Source organism: Oceaniferula spumae (assembly GCF_042849255.1).
In the GTDB taxonomy this organism is placed as follows: domain Bacteria; phylum Verrucomicrobiota; class Verrucomicrobiia; order Verrucomicrobiales; family Akkermansiaceae; genus Oceaniferula; species Oceaniferula spumae.
This window is the reverse complement of sequence record NZ_AP026866.1, coordinates 3,575,099-3,596,282: the sequence shown is the minus strand read 5'-3', so window position 1 is coordinate 3,596,282 and position 21,184 is coordinate 3,575,099. Positions and strand designations below refer to the sequence as shown.

Annotated in this window: 21 protein-coding genes and 1 riboswitch; of the genes, 11 read left to right on the top strand and 10 right to left on the bottom strand. The window is 52.3% G+C overall.

Features of this window, described 5'->3' with window-relative positions:
• Positions 1–120: 120 nt before the first annotated feature.
• Positions 121–843 (top strand): outer membrane lipoprotein-sorting protein, encoded by a 723-nt coding sequence (locus ACSPJT_RS15245; protein ID WP_435893420.1) that lies wholly within the window; start codon positions 121–123, stop codon positions 841–843.
• A gap of 33 nt (positions 844–876) precedes the next feature.
• On the opposite strand, the gene ACSPJT_RS15240 is transcribed toward ACSPJT_RS15245, so the two are convergent.
• Together ACSPJT_RS15240 and ACSPJT_RS15235 are read right to left on the bottom strand one after the other, a co-directional pair.
• Positions 877–1,227, bottom strand: coding sequence for a TraR/DksA family transcriptional regulator (locus ACSPJT_RS15240; RefSeq protein WP_435893419.1), 351 nt, complete (start codon positions 1,225–1,227; stop codon positions 877–879).
• Between the two features lie 66 nt (positions 1,228–1,293).
• Complete coding sequence (locus ACSPJT_RS15235; RefSeq protein ID WP_435893418.1) at positions 1,294–2,124, bottom strand: hypothetical protein; 831 nt, start codon at positions 2,122–2,124, stop codon at positions 1,294–1,296.
• A gap of 120 nt (positions 2,125–2,244) precedes the next feature.
• Positions 2,245–2,408: riboswitch (cobalamin riboswitch) on the top strand.
• Between the two features lie 30 nt (positions 2,409–2,438).
• Between ACSPJT_RS15235 and ACSPJT_RS15230 the strand changes: the two genes are divergently transcribed.
• The 5 genes from ACSPJT_RS15230 to ACSPJT_RS15210 are packed head-to-tail and all read left to right on the top strand — an operon-like array spanning position 2,439 to position 7,943.
• Entirely contained in the window at positions 2,439–4,352 is a 1,914-nt protein-coding gene (locus ACSPJT_RS15230) for a TonB-dependent receptor plug domain-containing protein (protein WP_435893417.1), read from the top strand.
• 55 nt (positions 4,353–4,407) lie between these two features.
• The gene (locus ACSPJT_RS15225; RefSeq protein ID WP_435893416.1) at positions 4,408–5,217 is read left to right on the top strand and encodes a helical backbone metal receptor; all 810 of its coding nucleotides are present in this window, start codon (positions 4,408–4,410) and stop codon (positions 5,215–5,217) included.
• Positions 5,214–6,134, top strand: coding sequence for an ABC transporter substrate-binding protein (locus ACSPJT_RS15220; RefSeq protein ID WP_435893415.1), 921 nt, complete (start codon positions 5,214–5,216; stop codon positions 6,132–6,134). Before ACSPJT_RS15225 ends, ACSPJT_RS15220 begins: the two co-directional genes overlap by 4 nt.
• Positions 6,131–6,943, top strand: coding sequence for an ABC transporter ATP-binding protein (locus ACSPJT_RS15215; protein WP_435893414.1), 813 nt, complete (start codon positions 6,131–6,133; stop codon positions 6,941–6,943). The genes ACSPJT_RS15220 and ACSPJT_RS15215 overlap by 4 nt, the downstream gene beginning before the upstream one ends.
• On the top strand, positions 6,936–7,943 hold the full coding sequence (locus ACSPJT_RS15210; RefSeq protein WP_435893413.1) for a FecCD family ABC transporter permease: 1,008 nt from the start codon (positions 6,936–6,938) through the stop codon (positions 7,941–7,943). Before ACSPJT_RS15215 ends, ACSPJT_RS15210 begins: the two co-directional genes overlap by 8 nt.
• A 36-nt stretch (positions 7,944–7,979) precedes the next feature.
• Here ACSPJT_RS15210 and ACSPJT_RS15205 read toward each other — a convergent pair whose 3' ends face one another.
• On the bottom strand, positions 7,980–9,596 hold the full coding sequence (locus ACSPJT_RS15205) for a sulfatase-like hydrolase/transferase (RefSeq protein WP_435893412.1): 1,617 nt from the start codon (positions 9,594–9,596) through the stop codon (positions 7,980–7,982).
• Positions 9,597–9,624: 28 nt separating this feature from the next.
• Here ACSPJT_RS15205 and ACSPJT_RS15200 point away from each other — a divergent pair, with 28 nt between their 5' ends.
• Positions 9,625–10,116, top strand: a complete 492-nt coding sequence (locus ACSPJT_RS15200; protein WP_435893411.1) for a low molecular weight protein-tyrosine-phosphatase — start codon at positions 9,625–9,627, stop codon at positions 10,114–10,116.
• Here ACSPJT_RS15200 and ACSPJT_RS15195 read toward each other — a convergent pair.
• The 6 genes from ACSPJT_RS15195 to ACSPJT_RS15170 form a co-directional block, all read right to left on the bottom strand.
• Entirely contained in the window at positions 10,113–10,559 is a 447-nt protein-coding gene (locus ACSPJT_RS15195) for a L,D-transpeptidase (RefSeq protein WP_435893410.1), read from the bottom strand. The genes ACSPJT_RS15200 and ACSPJT_RS15195 overlap by 4 nt on opposite strands.
• Positions 10,559–11,728, bottom strand: a complete 1,170-nt coding sequence (locus tag ACSPJT_RS15190) for a beta-ketoacyl synthase N-terminal-like domain-containing protein (protein ID WP_435893409.1) — start codon at positions 11,726–11,728, stop codon at positions 10,559–10,561. The genes ACSPJT_RS15195 and ACSPJT_RS15190 overlap by 1 nt, the downstream gene beginning before the upstream one ends.
• A 30-nt stretch (positions 11,729–11,758) precedes the next feature.
• Positions 11,759–12,778, bottom strand: a complete 1,020-nt coding sequence (gene bioB, locus ACSPJT_RS15185) for a biotin synthase BioB (RefSeq protein ID WP_435893408.1) — start codon at positions 12,776–12,778, stop codon at positions 11,759–11,761.
• Positions 12,779–12,830: 52 nt separating this feature from the next.
• Positions 12,831–13,529: a hypothetical protein gene (locus tag ACSPJT_RS15180; RefSeq protein ID WP_435893407.1), complete on the bottom strand. Its 699-nt coding sequence runs from the start codon at positions 13,527–13,529 to the stop codon at positions 12,831–12,833.
• A gap of 147 nt (positions 13,530–13,676) precedes the next feature.
• Entirely contained in the window at positions 13,677–14,396 is a 720-nt protein-coding gene (locus tag ACSPJT_RS15175; protein WP_435893406.1) for a PEP-CTERM sorting domain-containing protein, read from the bottom strand.
• A gap of 459 nt (positions 14,397–14,855) precedes the next feature.
• Positions 14,856–16,700: a carbon starvation CstA family protein gene (locus ACSPJT_RS15170; protein ID WP_435893405.1), complete on the bottom strand. Its 1,845-nt coding sequence runs from the start codon at positions 16,698–16,700 to the stop codon at positions 14,856–14,858.
• Between the two features lie 136 nt (positions 16,701–16,836).
• Here ACSPJT_RS15170 and ACSPJT_RS15165 point away from each other — a divergent pair, with 136 nt between their 5' ends.
• Positions 16,837–17,364, top strand: coding sequence for a GYF domain-containing protein (locus ACSPJT_RS15165; RefSeq protein ID WP_435893404.1), 528 nt, complete (start codon positions 16,837–16,839; stop codon positions 17,362–17,364).
• Positions 17,365–17,376: 12 nt separating this feature from the next.
• Complete coding sequence (locus tag ACSPJT_RS15160; RefSeq protein WP_435893403.1) at positions 17,377–17,784, top strand: DUF2752 domain-containing protein; 408 nt, start codon at positions 17,377–17,379, stop codon at positions 17,782–17,784.
• A 10-nt stretch (positions 17,785–17,794) separates the two neighbouring features.
• Here the strand turns inward: ACSPJT_RS15160 and ACSPJT_RS15155 are convergent, their stop codons facing one another.
• Positions 17,795–18,967 (bottom strand): class I SAM-dependent rRNA methyltransferase, encoded by a 1,173-nt coding sequence (locus ACSPJT_RS15155; RefSeq protein ID WP_435893402.1) that lies wholly within the window; start codon positions 18,965–18,967, stop codon positions 17,795–17,797.
• A 59-nt stretch (positions 18,968–19,026) separates the two neighbouring features.
• Here ACSPJT_RS15155 and ACSPJT_RS15150 point away from each other — a divergent pair, with 59 nt between their 5' ends.
• Together ACSPJT_RS15150 and ACSPJT_RS15145 are read left to right on the top strand one after the other, a co-directional pair.
• Positions 19,027–19,533 (top strand): hypothetical protein, encoded by a 507-nt coding sequence (locus ACSPJT_RS15150; RefSeq protein ID WP_435893401.1) that lies wholly within the window; start codon positions 19,027–19,029, stop codon positions 19,531–19,533.
• Positions 19,534–19,598: 65 nt separating this feature from the next.
• The gene (locus tag ACSPJT_RS15145; RefSeq protein WP_435893400.1) at positions 19,599–21,158 is read left to right on the top strand and encodes a hypothetical protein; all 1,560 of its coding nucleotides are present in this window, start codon (positions 19,599–19,601) and stop codon (positions 21,156–21,158) included.
• Positions 21,159–21,184 lie beyond the last annotated feature (26 nt).

Here is a 21,184-nt window from a genome sequence, read left to right as displayed (position 1 = left end):
GAAATGCACTTAAACCGTTACGCTCAAGCATGATTTTAAAATTACCGCCTAATTTCATCATTTTGTGAATAACTATTTTATTCTTGTCGTCTATAGGGTATGAAGTGTTACTTTTCCAGCATGACAAAACGTCTCCGATTCCTCGCCCTGAGCACCCTCGTGATCACGGCTACCACCTGTCTTACCCCAAGCGCCCGCGCAGATGAAGCTGCCGACCGGATTCTGGAAGGAGTCCGACTCTCGGCAACGCTCCAGCAGAGCAACTTAACGGGTCACCTTCGTAAAAACGGAGCCCGCTCCCAGATCGCACTTTTTCTCCGCGGCGAGAACATTCAGTTTCAGTACTTTGATGGCAAGCAGTGGCAAAAATTCCACATGCGCTTGAAAAAGGACCAGTTCGATCTCTTCGAACTGAAAAATGGCAAAACCTTAAAATTTCCTGATTCAAAACTCAGCCAAGCGGTCATGGGCACGGACCTCACTTACGAGGACTTGGCCTTCAGATTCCTCTACTGGCCCAATGCCAAAATCGAGGGCGAAGAAACGATCAAAACGCAGAAATGCCATAAGATTCGATTGGTCAATCCCGGACGTGGCGGCAGCTACGGCATCGTCTACATCTGGGTGCACCAGAAATACGGAGCTCTGATGCAGGTCGCTGGATACAATCGCGCCGGCCAGCTGCTGAAACGCTTCCACGTTACCAATACCATGAAAGTAGGAGATGTTCAGACGCTCGAGAAAATGAACGTCGAAACTTACAAACTTGGCACCGAAAAAGTCATCGGCATCACCTACATGGAATTCGACAAACCCAAGGCCGTGAAAAAGGGTCTGCGATAAGCAGATCGGCGGCCTTGTGGAGGCGAAGGAGTCTTAGGCCTTATTTTGCTCCTTGGCGCTCTGACAATCGATGCACAAGGAGCTGTAGGGTTTAGCCTGTAGTCTGGCTAAACCGATGTCGCCACCACAGTCTTTGCAGATACCGTAGGTTCCGTCGTCGAGGCGTTCAATGGCGAGGTCGATTTTTTCCAACAGCTTGCTTTCTTTATAGCCGAGTTGAAGTTCCACGAGGGTGTCGGCGATTTTTTCCGCACGTTCCGCCTCATCCGAGATAGCGCCTGCGGTGCTACCGCTCATCACACCATGTCGGCTGACATCGTTCAGCACCTTCTGGCGCTGCTGTATCAGAGTCTTCCTCATTTCGTTCTGCTCGTTATTGGTCATGATTTTATCGGATATAATAACTGATAGAACGGTTCCCAACTTTGTCAAATGACGGCTGAACCTTGATCACTCCTCAGGATCCTCGGCAAGGGGAACACTCATGGTCGGATTGATTTTAGCGGCATCGGTAATGTGCCTGAGTGAAGGTGGGACACTGGTGCCGATCCACTGCTTGGCTTCGTCACCTGTCGAGTAGCGGATGCTGTATCGCCACTGACCATTCCCGATCGATTCAGTTTTGATGGTGTAAACTCTGTCCTCGGCTTTGGGCGTGAACATTCGTCCCACCTGCTTGATAGAAAGTAAGGCATCCGCCCTATTTTCACCCAATCTGCCGGATACGACCGATTGAAATTCCTGGCCGATGACAGCGAGTGCATCGACAGCTGGTTTCACCGTGATTTTAACCGACCCATCCTGCAAATCTTCTGTCTTGGCTGAGTTCGTTTCAAGCTTTCGAATTTTTTCCAATGCCTGTTTCCAAGAAGTTTGAATCACAGTCTTGTCTTGTTCCGATATTTCTAAAATCGCCTCGATCCTCCCGTCTTTGTCGAAAATATCGGCATCTCCCGAGCGGAACCCTGCCGTCTCGCTCATACTATCTAACAATCCGAGCGGAACGACTACCAGTCTAGCCGTGGCATCTGGATTACTTAACCCCGATTGGGCGGCCAATGATTCTTGTTTTGTTCCATCCACCCGTGCTGATCGCCGTGCCGAGCGCGACGAATCCTGTGAAGCGGGAGATGCACGGCGGTTCGTCTTCCGAGCTTGGGAAGACGTTTCATCGCTCGCATCAACGGACTCTTGAGCAGCGGGAAAACTGCGCCCAATTAACCAGCCCGTGACTAAACAAAGACCGCAAGCCATCACGACGAGGACGGGTTTGGAAAACATAGGGTGTGCATACCCAATCAAATTATGAGTGGCCAGCAGAAAGCCTGAGCCCTGAATCCGGTGTTCGATTTTGATTGTCACTCATCATAGCTATGATAACGATCCGCTCGCCGGCGGTTCTACCGTTGGCACCTTTCGGGAAGCCCGTAGCACGGGCAGGAAATCGATGGGGAATCCGGTGACTTTCGTTCATGCGAAACATTCCGGAGCGGTTACGCCACTGTGAACCAGGATCATACCAAGATCCGGTGAGCCAGAATACCAGCCTGAGAGGTCGAGAAAATTCCTGCGTCAAACAGGGACCACTCAGAACCATGAAATATACAAAAATTGCATTCCTTGGGAGTGCCACATCGTCGGCCCGTTTTACGTCTAACATTCAGCGTAACACCGGGATTCTTACCCTCGCAGCCACTGCCGCCAGTTTTGGCATGGCCTGCGCCCATCCGGAGGAAAACAAACTTCCGGATACCACTATCATTGCCAACCGCACCGAGACTTCATTGACCAAAGTCGGCAGTGCCGTCTCCGTGCTCGATGTCACCGGACTGGAGCGCGATGGCATTCTCCACCTTGATGAAGCACTGAAGTTCGTTCCCGGAGTAGTCTCCGAGTCCATCTCCGGCCAGCGCGGTTCAGCCTCGTCGTTGTTACTCCGTGGCACCACTACCGGACACGCCCACATTCGCGTGGATGGCATGCGGATTTCCGGACCTAATATCACCTCGGGCAACTTCTTCGGAGGCTCCAACCTCAGCGGACTATCTCGGATCGAGATTCTGCGTGGCCCGCAGAGTGCACTCTATGGAGGTGATGCCATTGGTGGGGTGTTAGGCATCTATTCAAAAAAAGGAACTGGCACACCCGGCGGAAGCTTACGACTTGAAGCCGGCTCGTTTGACAGTTTTACAAGTTCACTCGGGCTACATGGTCAAATTGACCGGCTGTCCTATAACCTTGGGATCGGACATGAATCCACCGATAACGATCTTCCTAACAATCACTTCGAGCAGCTCAGCTACACACTACGACTCGACTATGAAGTGAGCGACTCTTTGGATATCGGACTGACCTTGCGTGGATTCGATTCCGAGTTCCGTCGCCCCAGCTACTCGGACCCGAATTTCGCCCGCTCCGCTGATGATGACACCGAAAGCCTTCTCGCGACCATCTTCGCTGAGCTGCAAGTGAATGACATTTGGAAATCCAAACTCGCGCTCGGCCTCTACGACGAGACTTACGACTCGGACACCTTCGGGTCCTCTAACTACTACCGCACCGAAGGCCAAAAATACGCCGCCTACTGGGATAACACCCTGCACTGGAATGATCGTCATACGACGACTGCCGGTTTGGTCTATGAAAAAACCAAGTTTGAGTATCAAAGTCTCTTTTTCGGACTTACCGAGGACGATCGGGAATCAGATCAATATGGTATTTACCTCAATCATAGCTGGGATGTCACCGACGCCCTCACCCTAACAGGCGGTGTTCGCTGGGAGGACTATGACACCTACGGAGATGAAGTCACATGGCGTGCAGCGGCAGCCTACCGTATCAAACAAACCGGCACCAAATTCCGCGCAAGCGTGGGCAAAGGATTCCGTCCGCCATCGTTCATTGACATCTACGGCTTCGGAGGAGCTTCCAATTTTGATCTGAAAGCGGAACAGTCCATCGGCTGGGACGTAGGAATTGATCAGCAGTTCTGTGAGGGACAGTATCAGATCAGTGCCACGTATTTTGAAAACAGGATCGAGGACCAGATCACAAGCACCTTCGGCCCTCCTCCCACTTTCGCCACTGTCACATTTAACGCACCCGGAACCACCGTCACCAAAGGAATCGAGCTTGAGGCACATGCCAAGTGGCTCGACGGCCGCGTGCGCACGTCCGTCGCCTACACTTGGTTGGCTGAATCTCTACAAGACCAGCCCGAGCACTCAGCCGGACTGCGTGTTAGTGCGGATGTAACCGACGATCTCGAAGCCGGATTCAGTGTCAACTACCTAGATGACCGTAGCTGGGGAGGCAATGAAGTAGCGGCCTACACATTGGTCAATCTGCACGCCAACTATGAAATCAAACCGGGCATCACCCTGAACGCCAGAGTATCGAATCTCTTCGATGAAGATTACGAGTTCGCCAATTTCGGCAGCGGCTTGTTCCAGGAAACTTACCCTGGCCGTGGACGCGGCATCTTCGGTGGTGTCACTTTTGTGTGGTAAAACACACAGGATAGGGCGCTCCTTGTGTGTGGGGGGCGTCCTATCCACTTCCATCATGACACGTAACATCCATAGCGAAGCCATTGACCACCAATTCGCCATTGGTGATCGTCCGGCACGTATTGTCAGCTTACTACCGTCCGCCACAGAAGCCCTCTATCACATGGGGCTCATTGACCGTGTAATCGGGGTTTCTGAATATTGCGATCGTTATGTGCCAGACCTAACAGTTCCTCAGGTGGGACAATATCTCAATTGCGATATAGAGCAGATTAAAAATCTTGAACCTGACCTTGTCCTAACAACAGGAGGTATCCAACGCAAACTCGCACTCAAGCTTGCGAAGGAAAACCTGCCCGTTTTCGTTCTTCCCCTGCCCCAAAGCTTTCATGGCATTCTTGAGAACATCCGAATTCTCGGCGGCCTAATGAACGAGCTCGAAGCATCACGAAAACTAACTGCATCGCTGAGCTCACGAGCCGATGTAATTAGACAGGCCGCACCCACCAACCGGCCTAAGGTTTACTTAGAGCTATGGCTGGGCCGGCACATGCGTGCGGTCGGCGGCGGCTCATATATCGAAGACCTGATCACCATTGCCGGGGGCGATCTAATATTCAAAAACGAGAGCACAGGATATTTTACTCCTGATTTTGAACAGGTCAGCTCTCTCGAACCAGACATCCATCTCTTTTTCCACGAGCCCGAATATCTCGTTGATCCAACCAAGCTAGTGGCTGATAGAAACTGGAACCCCGATACCAAAATCATCATTTCCACCGTCAAGTGCGGTGAAAATATGATTCAAGATGGCCCCAGTTTTCTCGATACCGCAGAATGGCTGCAACAACAGCTCATCTTATGATATCACAGACTATACCTTGGCGTTTCCTGCTGATCTTGGTCGGTGTGATTGCCCTATTCGCCGCAAGCTACTTCGTCCGCCAGTTGGCACAGCCAAGAGCTGATAATGCCACCACAACAAATAGCTTCCACCGTATTATCGCGCTGTCACCGAGTGCCGTGGAAATCATCTATCAGCTCGGTATCGAGGAAGATCTCGTCGGGGTATCACGCTTTTGCAAACACCCACCCGAAGCCTCGGAAAAGCCTGTGGTCGGCGGCTATCTCGACCTTGATTTCGAGGCCGTGCTCAGGCTCAAGCCAGACTGTGTGATCCTGCTCAACGAACAACACCAGATTGCAGAAAGACTGGAACAATTAGGAATTAAAACCATCTCTGTGGACCATGCCAGCACTCGAGGCATCACCGACTCGATCACTGCATTTGGCGCAGCCTTTGATCGGAAAGAAAAAGCCCAAGCTTTAATTTCAAACATCAACTCTCGCGTCGAAAAAGTAACCCAGCGAGCCAAAAATCTCCCTACCCGTCCAAGGGTGTTAGTATGCATTGACCGCGATACCAACTCCAGTCAACCGGACCGAGTGATCGCAGCAGGCAATGCCGGAGTGCATCAGGAATACATCACTTTAGCAGGTGGTGTGAATGCCTACCAAGGCTCGGTGGCATACCCGGTAGTCTCGCGTGAAAAGCTCATCGAACTAGATCCTGACATCATCATCGATCTCATCCAGCCAGACGTCTGGAACAAACTTGGCGAAGCAAAACTTTTTAGCCAGTGGGCAGCCTACTCGGAACTTAAGGCGGTGCAAAACCAGCGCATCATTTTTGTGCATGAAAACAAACACATCATTCCTGGCCCGCGTTTCACTGACACTCTGGACATTTTTGCCAGTGCCATTCAAGCTGACACACCATGACACCTACGCCCGCCATCGAGGCCAGTGACGTCTCACTGCATGCAGGCAAACACTGCCTGCTGGCTGGTGTCAGCCTTCGTGCCAACGCTGGTGAGCGAATCGCCATCGTGGGCGCAAATGGAGCTGGAAAAACTACCTTGCTCCGATGTTTGTTAGGCTTGGCCACGCCAGACTCCGGGAGCATTTGCCTTGAGGGAAAACCAGCTACATCATTCAAACGCCAAGACTTGGCTCGAATGATCAGTTACGTGCCGCAGCAGTTGGGTAGTGATATCCCATTCACCGTCCGTGAGTTTGTGCTGATGAGCCGCTACACCCACGCTAGCGGCATCATCCCCGTGGATCATGAAGGACACGAGATCGCCCGTGAAACCATGCGCAGAATCGGTATTGATCACTTGGCGGATAGAACCTTTGCCACTCTCAGTGGGGGGGAACGGCAGAAGGCCAGCATCGCCGCAGCACTCTGCCAGCATACGCCCGTCATCGTTCTTGATGAACCCGCCGCCCACCTCGATCCCAAACAACGCGAAACCATCCAGAGCCTGCTCAGTACGATCGGCCGAAAAAGCAACACCACTGTCATCACCGTCACCCATGACCTGAACTGGGCGGCCATGGATTTCGATCGCATGGTTGGTATGAAAGATGGACGCATTGTGTTAGATGCCGCGCCGAATAAGTTCATGTCCACCGAGAACTTGGAGCAAATTTTTGACGCTACCTGGGATATTCAACCACACCCACAAAGTGGCTGTCCGATGATTATTCCCAGCCACCATCGCCACACCGCTACCAGTCATGACTAAGTCGCCAATGAAGTTTATTCTGTTGGTGCTGCTCCCCCTGGCAATACTAACACTCATTACTATGCCGTGGCTAGGCGGGCACCGGCCGGCGTGGGATGTTATTGGCCGACCCGGCGCAGGCGATCTTGACGCGATCATTTTCTGGCAGATCCGAGTCCCCAGAGTTCTGCTAGCCATGCTGGCTGGCATCGGACTATCACTGGGTGGCGTTGTCTTCCAAGCCATCTTCCAAAACCCACTGGCCACTCCCTTCACCCTCGGAGTGGCAGGTGGGGCCTCGCTGGGTGTCACAGTTTCCATTTTCCTCGGCATCAATCTAACCATCCTCGGGTTTTCCAGCCTCTCGTTCGCGGCTCTTGTCGGTGCCTTATGCTCTATCGCCTTGGTTTACGGCATCGCCCGAGCTACTGGAAATGCATCGCCTCACACCATGCTGTTAGGAGGTGTGGCAATTAGCTTTTTCTTTTCCAGCCTGATTCTGCTGTTGCAGTATTTCGGCGACATCGGAAATACCTTCCGCATCATCCACTGGCTGATGGGTGATCTGAGCCGTGCGAGTTTCGACTCCGTCCTACAAGTGCTCCCTTTCATTCTCAGCGGGGCCCTGATCACCGGACTGCTTCATCGAGAATTGAACCTGCTCACGATCAATGACGACCTCGCCGCCAGCTATGGTCTACACGTCGAGCGCATGCGTATCATTCTGTTCCTCGCCGTTTCTCTGATGATAGCCGGCATCGTCACCGTCTGTGGCCCGATCGGATTTGTCGGCATCATGGCGCCACACATCTGTCGTCTTATCATAGGCGCCAATCACAAGTATCTCGTTCCCGCCGCCCTTCTCTTCGGTGGGATCTTTTTAGCCCTCTGTGACACCTTGGCCAGAAGCCTAGCCACAACCGCCGAGATCCCCGTGGGCATCATCACCGCCTTGCTAGGTGGTCCTTTCTTCTTGTGGCTGTTGTTTAAGCAAGGTCGTAGCGGGACAACAGAACGCTAAACATTAAACTGTTAGTCGGCAGCAGTCTTCGCAATGTTAGGGAGAGTCGGCAGCCTTTGCCTTGAGATCAAATTTCTTATCACCGACGCGTTCAATGGTGACAAAAAAGGCTCCCAGTTCCCTTGTCAGAGGAAGTTGACCGGTGAACCAGCACTCCAGATCAGTTACTCCGGGATCGGCATCGGTTTGTACGGAGACGGATGTGGCTCCTTTGTGAAGTCTGAGTTGCACTTCGTTCCGGCCTAACTTGATATGGGCCTGCCCCCCTTCCAACTTTTTCAGATTTTTGTGTTTCTCGCCTTCGACACCTTCTGGCAACAAGCTGGCTGTGATTTTGTATCTTCCAGATCGGGTGATATTAACTGCCCAGCTGCCGGAATAAGCGGGGAATGTTTCTCTGTATTCCGCGTTAGTTTTCAGGGCATCCAGAACCTCTATCAGATTTTCTTGGTAAACCATGGGAACAGACAGAGGTGACGAGCCATCGGGGTGGATGATTTTCGATGTTCGCCAGTCCAATGCAGTAAGTGAAAGTTTCTCAGCATCGGTTTTACCCACTTCGAATGCACGCTGATCGTTTAAGGCTGCTTGGGCTCCTTGCCACCATTTGGCATGCACTGTTAGGAGGTGCTGATGTTGTTTGCTGTGTTCAGAAATATCCATCTCTGCAGTGAGATCGGGAGCCAAGTCCTTGGCTGGAAATAACCTCAAGCCATCAATCAAGGCCAGATCTCTGTCGATGACTAGTGAGCCGCGATGGCGGTGCTTTTCCGGGGAGTCGGAGACTGACCAGCAGGCTTTGTGGAAAACCATCACGCTTTGTTTTTTCGACTTTGGCTCCCCTAACACTTTTTGAATAAGATGGTAAAGATCCCAATCGGTTTTGATCTCACCGTTAATTTCCGAGGTTCCTTGGACAAAGCAATACCACTTGGCGGGGTAGTAGTATTGATCCGGTGCAATGCCTCGAGGTGATTTCTCAGAGCTCTTGCCGGTTTCGAGAATGACCACCACGGTTGGCCGATTTGAAATACCTGCGTTGCGCGAAATCCATTCCTCTAATTGCGCGGTGATCACCTCGCGGGTGAGATGATGGCCTTGGGAAATGTAGGCGAAGTAGGGTTTCTCAGGGTGCGGATTATCAAAGACCCATTTCATCCCGTTTTTCGACAGCCCCCAGATGTCGGTGAGTGTATCACTTGCTGCAGTTTCGAAGTATTGAGCCTGACTAAAACCTCGGCTTTGGGGATCAAACGGCTTAGCAGATCCCAAACCCCAGGTTCCGTAAAATGCGGTGTGATAGCCAGCTTTTTGCAGTTGATCGGCGAGAGTTTGCGCAGCTACGGCTTTCCGCCGCCAGTCGAGATCCGCGACTACTCCGTGTTGCAGAGGAGGAGTGCCAAACAAAAGGGCCGCTTGCACGGCTGAACGCCCTGGGCTCGCCAAACAGGTTCCTCGCTCGCTCTTCCAGTTCGCATTCAGAACTTGATCGAAATCGAATACTTCAGGTATTGAGCCTCCAGCTTCACCTATAACCGGCGTCGGTGGTTCATCGATACGAATCAGCAACACATTCGGTTTGATCACCTCAGCGGAAACCACCGTGCATGCCGCGAGTATCCCCCACATTCCCCACAGAACTCTTGCCAGCATGGGGGTGATCCTACAACATTCAATCATCATGCCAAGAACGCCTTTCAACGTGCTTTTTGTCTGTATGGGCAACATTTGTCGGTCTCCGGCCGGGGAAAATATTTTTCGCCATCGTGTGACTGAGGCTGGTCTCGAAAAAGAAATCCGGATCGACTCGGCTGGCACTCACAATTATCACATCGGTAAGGGGCCTGACCGGAGAATGTGTGCCACACTCCAAGGGCGAGGCATAGCTAGCGATGGTCGTGCCCGTCATTTCACCGCACAGGATTTTGAAGACTTCGATCTCATCCTGACAATGGACGATGACAGCCATGCACGGGTCACAGCACTGGACCCTGACGGCGGGTATCGAGACAAGGTCAAAAATTTCACCAGCTTTTGCACCCGGTCGGATAATCAGCAAACTGAAGTCCCTGATCCCTACTACGGTGGAACGGATGGCTTCGAACTTGTGGCTGATATGTTAGAAGACGGCTGTGCAGAAATCATCCGCCGCTATCAGGCCGGAGCTCTTTAGGCCTCGATCACCACGCTTGTTCCTACATCCACTCGATCAAAAAGATCGATGACGTCATCGTTGCTCAAGTGGATACAACCACAACTGGCCGGCTGGCCAAGGCGGTGCTCTAGGGTTGTGCCGTGAATGTAGATGTATCGGTCGAAGGTATTGGCATTCTCTTCTTCCAATCCATTGAGTCGCATAATGCGCGTGAGCACCATATCTTCATCTGTGACGGTGCCGTCCCAGACACCCACAGGGATCCGCGATTTGAAGATGGTTCCTTTTTCTGATTCGGCGCCTATTTTATCGCCTATTTCAAACTTCCCCACAGGCGTGCAGAGACTTCCTTCCACAGAACCAATCCCATTTGTAGCGCTGGAAATGGTATAGCTGGCGACCAGTTCACGATCGTCGAACAACTGGAGCTCTTGTTTGGCTAATGAGATGTGAATGTGCATCAGGAGAAATCGGGTGACCGCAGAGAAACAACCGAATTATGGCCTCCCATGCCGACAGCAATCTTTAGCACAGTAGACCCGCACGAATCAATTTTGTTAGGTGTCAGAGTGAAATCATCCGGCTCGGTGAGTCCCGGGAGATTGGCGGGTAGCTGTTGCTGACGGAGGAAATGAGCTAGAATCGCGGTATCGAGCAGTCCGCTCGCTCCAACGGTATGTCCGGTGAAGGGTTTGAGCGGGTGAAGTGAAACCTTCTGATTTTCTGGAAGCGACTCGCGCAGCGCTGCCAGCTCAGCTTTACCGTGAAGCAAGGTGCCGCTGGCGTGTGGGCATACGGCGGCGATGGTGGGTTCATTTTCAAGATCCGCCACAGCCTTACGCAAGCAGTCCCTGAGGCCTGCTCCATCCTCCGGCATGCCGATGGGTGAGTCTGCGTCTGAGTTACACCAGTAGCCAGTCAAAGACACTGCGGAGGGCTTTTCCGCAGGTGAATCGAAAGATTCTAACACAACTGCAGCACCTGCCTCACCAGGGAAAAACCCAGAGGTTTCAGGTGAGTATGGATCATTGACTGCTGACGAGGATAGAACTCCGGTTCTAGCGTAAACTTCGAGAACTTCCGGTAATAGAGGCAGCTCTACGCCGATCACAATGGCACGCTTCACCATGCCTTGGCGCATCATCATATTCGCCATGCCCAACGCATCCAAACTAGCGGCGCAGCCACTGGAAATGACCTGCCATGGGCCACGAATGCCGAATTCGATGCTCACGGAGGAGGCTAGCTCACCGTGCATCGAGTTACTCGCCGCCATGAGGTCGAAGGGTCGGCGACCCGGCCAAGGGGATACCCACCCGGCAATGTTTCCACGGCTGCTGCCTACAATGACTGCTGCATCGCGAAGATCATCCGTGGTCAGACCTGCGTCCATGATCGCCTGTCTGGCGACATGGAGAGACAACACTGAGGCGGGTGCCCATTTCCTGGAGCGGAGAAGTTCACGTTGGGGAATCCATGATGCCTTGAGATCACCGTATTCCGAATCGCCATCTAACAAAGACGATAAGGGTTTCAGATTGTTCTCACCGCCGGCAATTTTTTCGGCATGTGTCTGTGGTCCGTCGCCGAGCCCCGAGGTCAGGCCGATTCCGGTGATGGCAATGTGCATGGGAACAAAAGCAGCCAGAACTGATTCAAATTAACCGCAGCAGGGTGAATTCGACTCACAGGGTGCCGGTGAAGCAGGACGCTCGCAGTCCATCGTTGGAGACTCCATGGATGGGTTCGGAGCTTGTGCCTTAAGATCCAGCTTCTCGATGAGTTCGAGGTCTTTCTTGATAGCTGGGTTCTCCGCGGTGAGAAGTTTATCACCGTAGAAGATGGAGTTGGCTCCAGCAAAGAAACACATGGCCTGACCTTCCTCGCTCATCTGGGTGCGACCTGCTGAGAGGCGAACCTTGGCGTTCGGGCAAGCGATGCGTGCGACTGCAATCATTCTAACAACATCAAAAATATCCACTGGATTTGATCCGGCAAGCGGTGTTCCAGGCATCGGCATCAGGGAATTGATCGGTACACTTTCTGGCTGTGGATTGAACTCGGAGATGACCTCGATCATTTTCAGACGATCCTCCGCATTTTCACCGAGACCGAGGATGCCACCGCAGCAGATGCTCATGCCAGCATTCTGGGCGTGGCGGATGGTATTGAGTCGATCATCGTAGGTGTGGGTGGTGACGATGTTAGGGTAGTGCTCGCGTGAGGTATCCACGTTGTGGTTGTAGGCTGTGACACCGGCATCCTTGAGCTGAACAGCTTCTTCTGCTCCAAGCTCACCGAGAGTGACGCAGACTTCCATGCCAAGTTCGGAAACTGATTCGATGATGTCTTTGACCTGTTCGAAGCGCTTGGTCCCGGCACGTACACCTTTCCAAGCGGCACCCATACAAAAACGGGTGGATCCACTCGAACGAGCGGCTCTGGCACGCTCCATCACCGCGTCCTTTTCCATCAGTCGCTCGATTTCCAAACCACTGCTGTGTCTGGCTGATTGCGAGCAATAAGAACAATCTTCGGAACAGCCACCTGTCTTGATGGAAAGCAGGGTGCAGAGCTGCACTTCGTTTTGTGGCCAATGCGCTTCATGGACCTCACGGGATTTCTTCAGTAGCTCAAAAAGTGGCAGGCTGTAAATGCGATGCAGTTCGTCGTATTTCATGTATTCAGTTAGATAGTATAGGAAAATAAAAAGCGGGGAGATCAAGCGAAGGTTAACGCACCCACTGACCTGAGACAGATGGCATCTGACCTTGTCCAACAGGTTCGTAATTGGTCTTACCTCTGGCACCGATCATTGAGATGCCCACGGCACGTTTCCACACCGCGCTCATGCTCTCGCCGGTGTGGCAGCCCCAGCTTTGACAAGATGCATTGCGGGAAAAGACTCCCCCTTTGATGCGGGAAAGATCGTTCTCATGGATCCAAGACTTGCTTACTCCGATAATTTCGCAGCTGTAATCGAGCAGGAAACAGTGTTTGTTAGAATGACCGAAGAAATCGAACGTGACTACTGAACGAGACGGCTGGCGGTTGATCGTATTAATGACATCGGTGCCGGTATGCACCCATACCAGAGTGACTTTGCGTTTAGCTGCGAGCTCAGTGATCCACTTAACATATGGCTTACCATCCTCACGCCCGCGCTCTGCGTAGCCAGCACGGTAGACCATCCACGTAATCGGAGCATCAGGACCGTAAGCGCGGCGGATTTCCACCATACGCAAAGTTGAGCCCCTGACGAAGTTTGCCCACCATCTGTCGTGTTGGTCACGCTGCACTCGAAGGTCTTCCCATTTCCGCAAAGCGGGTCCACCACAGAGGATCAGGTGGTTTTGATTAGGGGCGGCTTCAGCTACGCCGGAGAACCCTGCCAGGCCCAGCATGAATAGAATCAGAAATCGAACGCGCATGAGTGGGATTATCCACGTGCCCATAGAGGGTGTCGAGAGCGAAGTCGGCCCGATGCTGCCCATTCGGTTGGCACAAAAAACCGCAGCCACCTGAAGGTGACTGCGGTAAGATTGCAACTGTGGCACCCAAAGCCCAGTAATACCAAACTAGCGTCTGCGGCGCAGAAGCATTGCGAAACCTGCAAGTCCGAGCAGAGCTGCGGAAGCTGGCTCCGGCACACAATCGACATGTCCGTTCACACGGAAGTTATCGAGAGCGATACGGCTGTAGTTTGAGCTGTATTTATCGTCGGTGACAAAAATGGCGAATCTGAAGGTATCAGAGCTGCCATTTTCGGAGGTCAGACCGAGGCTGCTAACATCGAATGTCTGATCAGAACTGGCTGTCCATGGATTGCTTGCGGTGCCGTCATCGAATGTTGCGATGAACTGGCCACGTGAGGAAATCTCTGTGCCGTTCTTGAATACACGAAGCTCGACTTCGTTGATATTCCAATCGGAATATCGTCCAGTGTATTTGCCGTAGTTACCGACGTCAAAATTGACTTCGGTGATTGCGCCTACAGCTTCGTTGGCGAAATTGACATCGAAGATGACGCAATCGTTTGCGTTCCAGTAGCCGAAGCAGTTAGCTCCGTAATAGGTGCCGTCCTCACTGTCGATCGTGCTCCAGCTGTAGCCGAGACCTTCTGGATAGACTTTCTTAGGTGTTACGCAATCGATGCCGTTCTTCTCAGGCGCTAGCGAGGCCTGACCTTGGACTCCGTCTACAAAGTCCCAGTGGGCCAGTGTACCGGTGACTGACTGCGCTAACGCGGAGCCAGTGATGGCAGCCGATGCGGCAACCATTGCGGTGATATGTTTCATGTTCATGTTGTTGGGGTGGGTTGGTGGGGTTGGGTAGTGCACTGAGCCTGACGGGCGCGTCACATCCAGTGCGGAACAGTTCATTTTCTATCCACTCTTCCTAAGAAGCGCAAATTGCTCGCATCCGGAGCATTTCAGATCACCAAAACAACAAGAACTCGTGACAATTAATCGCCTGTTTGATTCCTCAAACATGAACGAAAACGAGACACCTCAAAAAGCCTGCAAACAGCCCAATTATATGGATTTACAATGTTAACCTGTTTTTCCGTTATACCAAAATCAACCAGTAAGACCTCTTTACAAAAGAAGACCTCCTAATGATTAAGGTTGATTGAAATACAGACAGTTAAACCTATTTAGCCAGCTGGATAAAAATGCAGAAACAGCCTGTTTTCACAAGGTCTGAGCACATGCTACGAACCTAGAAACACCCGTTTAATACGCTTGTTAAAAACCTCACACGCTTCCCTTGGAAACACCTGTCCGTTTCCAGGCCGACACAGCCTCGATCACCATCCAGAGTTCCAAAAGCAGGGATACTGAACCGATTCCGACCAACAACCAACGCTCCTGACTAATCCAACTCTGGGTAGATCCGATGGCCGAAACAAAGATCTGGTGGGCCATCGCCCAGGCAGGAAGAACGAGCATGAAACACGCTGGAATGGTGACAAACCAAACCGGTAATTCTCTGCGTCTCATCCAGAAAATAATGACCAAGAAAGCGAGACCTCCGAGCAATTGATTGGTCGCTCCAAACAATGGCCAGAGAATCATACCACCGGTGCCAGCGGGTTTTCCAGCAGCGGCGGGTAGAGACGCCATCCACCATGCAATGGCGATGGCGAAGATGGATGCCCCATGTTTATTCGCCAACCAGCTGAAAGGATTCGCTCCCAGAGAAATAGGTTGAGGAGTCTCAGACTCATTATCTTTTCTCAATAACCCAGCTGCGAGTTCCTGCACCACGTAACGCTGGAGACGACAAGCTGTATCAAGGGTAGTGGCAGCGAAGGATGCCACAAACACGCCCATCAGCGCGGTCGCAAAATGGGCTGGGATCCCCATGGCTTTGAGAAAATTGGCCGAGCCGTCGACGAAGGCACCGACTTTAGCGCCCAGCCCCATGGCGTTCCAGCCTGCGTATCTGGCATCCCAGGCATCGGTGCCCAAGAGAATGCTACCATCGCCTCCTTTGATGCCTAATCCCAGTCCGGCAACACAGGCGAGAATTACTAACACCGCTAAAAACCCCTCGGTCAGCATCGATCCAAAACCTACGAAGCGGGCATCTGTTTCGCAACGCAGCTGCTTGGACGATGTGCCAGACGACACCAGGCAGTGAAATCCGGAAATCGCACCGCAGGCGATGGTAATAAATAGGAAAGGGAAAATCATCGGCAGCTGCTTGGCCTCCAGTGAACTCTCCAGCGCTGGTGCAGCAATTTCCAATGACGGCCTAACACCCTCGACGGCCGCACCACCCCAGATGCCGGCCACGACAAGACCGATGACCACCAGACCGAGAGCAGAGAGCAGCTGCAAAGAATTGATATAATCACGCGGCTGCAGCAGCAACCATACCGGCAAAACGGATGCGATGTAGGAATATACTAACAGAACACTGACCCAAGTCATCAGATCCCAATTTCTCAGATAGGTGTTCATCGCACCGAGCCAGCCGACATCGCCGTAGATCACGGAAAGATACATCAGAACCAGTGAAACCACCGATGCTAACAAGATATTCCCTCCTCGACGATGGATCACCAGACCGATGATGACAGCTAGTGGGATCTGAAGCAGACAGGGTGCGATTGACTGTGGGTAATCTTTAAATACCAATGCGATCACCAAACCAAAAATCGCCAGCACGATGGTCAGCGCGAGGAAAAGGATCAGCAAGAAAAGCACTCTAACACGAGGTGATATCACCCGCCCTGCGATGTCACCCACGGTCTGGCCGCGATTCCGCATAGACACGATCAAGGATCCAAAGTCGTGCACCGCGCCGATAAATACCGAGCCCACCAGCACCCATATCAGCGCAGGTAGCCACCCCCACATCACAGCCAGTGCCGGCCCAACGATCGGACCCGTGCCTGCAATTGACGTGAAGTGATGACCGAAGACCACGCCTTTGCTGGTGGGCACATAATCATTCCCATCCTCCAGCTCGATGGACGGCACCTTCGCCTTGGGTTCCAACTTGAAAATCTTGCTACCAAGCCATTTTCCGTAGGTGTTGTACGCAATGAGGTAAAAAACAAATGCTCCAATCGCGATGGCCAGTGTCGTCATGAAGCCGCACTATATCCTTACGGATGACCCGATCAATCTCCGAGTTTGTCCGCATAATCATCGCATAGAGAATCCACACTTGATCATGATTTATGGGTTGCGCGTGGCCTCCATTTTATCAATGCTGTGCGCAGTTATGGCAGAATGGTTCTACGGCAAAGACAACACCCAGCACGGTCCGGTTTCTGATTTGGAAGTACGCACGCTGATCTCCACCGGGCAAATTGATGCCAGCACCATCATTTGGCGCGAAGGCATGACCGATTGGCTACCGCTCAAAGACGTGTCAGAATTTCAAAATGCAGGGCTTGCAACCGGAGCCGCCGATGGCACCGCGAATCCATACAATTCTCCTCAAACCAACGTCGGGCAGCCTCAACCTTACGTGGGCACGATCCCCACGGATACACTCGCCATTGTCAGCCTCGTATGTGGCATTCTGGCCGTGGTAGTTTGTTATCTCTGGGCCCTCTTTGGGATCCCTGCTGTTATCTGCGGTCATATGTCGCTGAAAAAAATCAATAACAGCGCTACTCCAATCGCAGGTAAAGGCATGGCTATAGCCGGCCTAGTCACCGGGTATATTGGCATCGCATTGCAACTGTTGATGATCATCGGTGTGATTGCAGCTATCGCCACCTCCCCTGGCACAAGCTATCCGTAAATTAGCCGCGCGATGAAACGCCGTCAGCTCTGGCCTTTGCTGCCGCCATTGACGGCCATCGGACTGGCGGTGATCTTTTTGTCGATCGCCAATTGGCAGGGAAGCAAAGGCACCGAGTGTGGTGTTAGAAAATTCACGGGTCTGCACTGCCCCGGATGCGGCGGCACTCGATGTGCCCAAGATCTGGTGGCCGGAAATTGGCTCGAGGCACTTGACCATAACGCCATTCTCGCCTGTGGGGCTCTTCTCTTCGTAGCCCTTTGTATTTATCTCATCGTGCGGATCACCATACTTGGGAAACCAGCCCCGGCCTTTCCAAACCTAACAGGAAAATGGATCTGGTTTGGGATCGGTGGCATATTTTTGTTCACCGTGCTGCGCAATATCCCGGCATGGCCGTTCAATCTGCTCGCACCGTGATATCAGCTGTCTATCGCGATGGCATCAGCTGAAGCACGAAGCCCTTGAGATATTCCGTTTCTGGAATCGCTGGCAGCACAGGGTGATCGAGTCGCTGACCGTGTGAGGCTACCATACGCAGAGAGCGTTTGGCATCCACTGAGGCTGAGACGATGTTTTCAAGAAACAGTTCACGTGTGGCGTGGTGGGAGCAACAGTAAGTCGCCATGATACCCTCTTTGGCTAACAGCTTGAGCCCACGCAGGTGGATCTCTTTGTAGCCACGCATAGCATTGTTCAGACTCTTTTTGTTTTTGGTAAACGATGGAGGATCCAGAATGACGATATCGTATTCATCCTCACAGTGTTTGAGAAAATCAAAGGCGTTGTGTTTGACCGCATTGATCTCAACCCCGTTGAGTTCGGCATTTCTGAGGGTCGCCTCGATCGCTGGTTCGGATGAATCCACTGCAGTGACACTCGCGGCTCCGGCCTTGGCACAGGCGAGGGCGAAACCGCCTTGGTTACAAAAACAATCGAGCACACGTTTTCCTTTAGCCAGCTTTGCGATCTCGCGATGTGCATCTAACTGATCCAAATACAGTCCGGTCTTCTGCCCATCTAACAAATCTATTTCAAACTTTACACCACCATCGGCAGTAGGAGCCTCGACCACAAACGGACCAGGTCTTTCACCGTGCATGATGGTAATTTCCTCCTCAATACCTTCGGCTGAAAGCATGGGGGAATCGTTCCTGAGAATCACGGACTCAGGATTTAGCATACCCACGAGCACTTTCACGATCAGCTCTCGGTTTAAATACATCGCCAGTGTCAGTGTTTGCAACACGAGATGATCACCGTAGCGATCCACCACTACTCCGGGCAGCCCGTCGGATTCACTCCAGATGATACGGGCTAGTCGGGGGTCGATGCCAGACCGCTCGCGTAAAGCAATTGCCTGACCGATACGGCGTTCGAAAAACTCCTCGTCGAGTTTCTGTTTCCGGCGTGAAATACGGCGCGCTACGATCTGTGAGTCTGGATTATAGATCGCAGTTCCCAGAGGGCGGTCGCGATAGTCCTTGAGCGAGATTACCTCGCCTGGTTTCGGCTCACCGAAGAGCTTGCGGATTTCAGACGCGTAGACCCAATCGTGTCCGTGAAAGACACGCGCGCGTGGTTTAACAACTATTCCAGCCATGGCAGCACCGTTGAAGCACGGTTACGAAGGAAATGGGAGATAATTCGCACTCGAAGACCTTGAACATCCACAGTCGGAAAGGCGGAAAATTGACACCCGCCGTCATCCGTGGCAAATTCGGTCACGCATTTATGACCGGACCGACTCAAAGCCAAGGCGAGAACTACGCTATTGCCCGCATCGACCTCCCCGATGCCGGCACGCATGGCTGGCAGGTCAGAATGCAGCGCCGAGGTATCAAGTATGGCAAATTCTTTGCCGACCGCCTGCACGGTCACCCGGACCGAGCCCTGGTAGCCGCCCGCCGCTGGCGAGATGCCCTGTTGGAAAAACTCACCGATCAGGCTCGCATCTGTGAGCGCTCACAGCGCAACAGCTCGGGGGTGGTAGGAGTTTCCAAGATCACCGTCTGCAGCTCAAACGGCACCACCTACCACTTTTGGCAAGCCACTTGGTCTCCTGCCCCAGGCCAACGCCGTTGTGTGAAATTCTCTATCAAACGTTACGGCGACCGCGAAGCATTCCAGCGTGCGGTGGAGGCCAGGACTGAGGGTATTCAGCCGTAGAGTAAGGCTCATTTTTCTGACAAGCCTCTTTCCCTCATCGCGCATTTCTGCCAGCGTTCCAGCGTATGCGCATTCCGAGACCTTTGACGAAGCTCAAGACCCTCTGGCTCTGGCGCCACCGTGGTAAAGTGGCTGCGTTCGGTCCGTTTGTAGCCGCCTTGGTTATCTATCTCGGATATCTCATTTACAACTACTCGGCAAAAGCGAGTTACGAGAAAGTGATGACAACTTGGTATCAATATGATGATACGGCTGATACATTGACTACCGATCTGCCTGTGGAACCCATCGAAGGCAACTTCTTCACGGATCCGGCATTGCTCGCGGAGAAAAACAACAGCTACCCGGAAAAGTTAACCACTCCCACAAAAGAAGGATACAGCGGCTTTGTGAAGAATGCTGGAATTTTCAACAATGGCAACAAGGGGTTCCATCTGATGGGCGTCCCCTCTGATCTTTCGCTATGGTTTGATCCCACCGTGAAAGGCAATCAGCGCGAACTTGCTCTCCACGGAATCAAATTGTTAGAAACTTTTCAAGCCCGCGAGCTAGCCCTGCGTCAAGCAGCGGCCTTGCCACACCAGCAATTACCCAAAGCCAAAGACATTAACGGTCATACACGAATCATCTCTGAATACAGCTCAGTCTGCAGAAATATTGCCAGCTACTACTCTTGCAAAGCGATCCTCAACATTCATTCCGGTCAAGCCTCGGAGGCGCTATTGAACACCATCACCCAGATTCAAATCGCCAAGCATTTTCAAGATCCTGAACTGCTGCTCGATTTCCTCTACTACAATGCATTTCTGAATGTGATCAGCCACTCTGTGTGGGAGGGCCTGAATGCTAAAATTTGGGATGATGCGCAGCTACTTAGCCTGGAGAAACACTTGGAGGAAATCGATCTTCGTCGGCAATTTATCCATGCCATGCGTGGTGAGTTTGCTTACGCCGCCAGTGAAGTTCAAATGCTAATCGATAATCCGAAGCATCTCGATGAACAACGCGCGAAGTTCAGCCTCTTGCTGGGCGCGACAGGAACACCGAGCCTAAAAGAGAGGGCCATCGAATACGCACGTAAGTCCATCCCACACGGCTGGTATGTGTATCAATACGCCGGTCTACTCAAAGCATACGATGAAATCCTGCTCCATCCCCAAGGCACCGCCAATCATCAACTCGATATCAGTCATTACCATGCATTTCAGAATAGAAAAAATCCGCTGAAAACGGAATGGTTTAACGACTTTATCACCCATTTACCTAACATGGGTATGCATGCCCGTCAGGTCGCCAAAGCTCTCCAAGGCCAAGCAAAGATCCACAACATGCGCGTGGCCATCGCCTTGGAACGCTACCACCTTGCGCAAGGTAATTATCCCAGTACCCTAGCGCCTCTTGCCCCCGATTTCTTGGCATCCGTTCCCACAGACGTGGTCAACGGGGAGCCGCTACAATACCGGGTCAAACAAGACGGCACTCCGCTCATATACTCGATAGGTGTCAACGGCTCAGACGATGGTGGCCGACCCAACCGAGACACTCAAGAGGCTGACTGGGCGTGGATGTATAGTCCGCCGAAAGGTTTCACCTACCAAGATTACCGAACTAACCTTTCTAACTAATTACTGATTACCTCTAACTTCTTCCA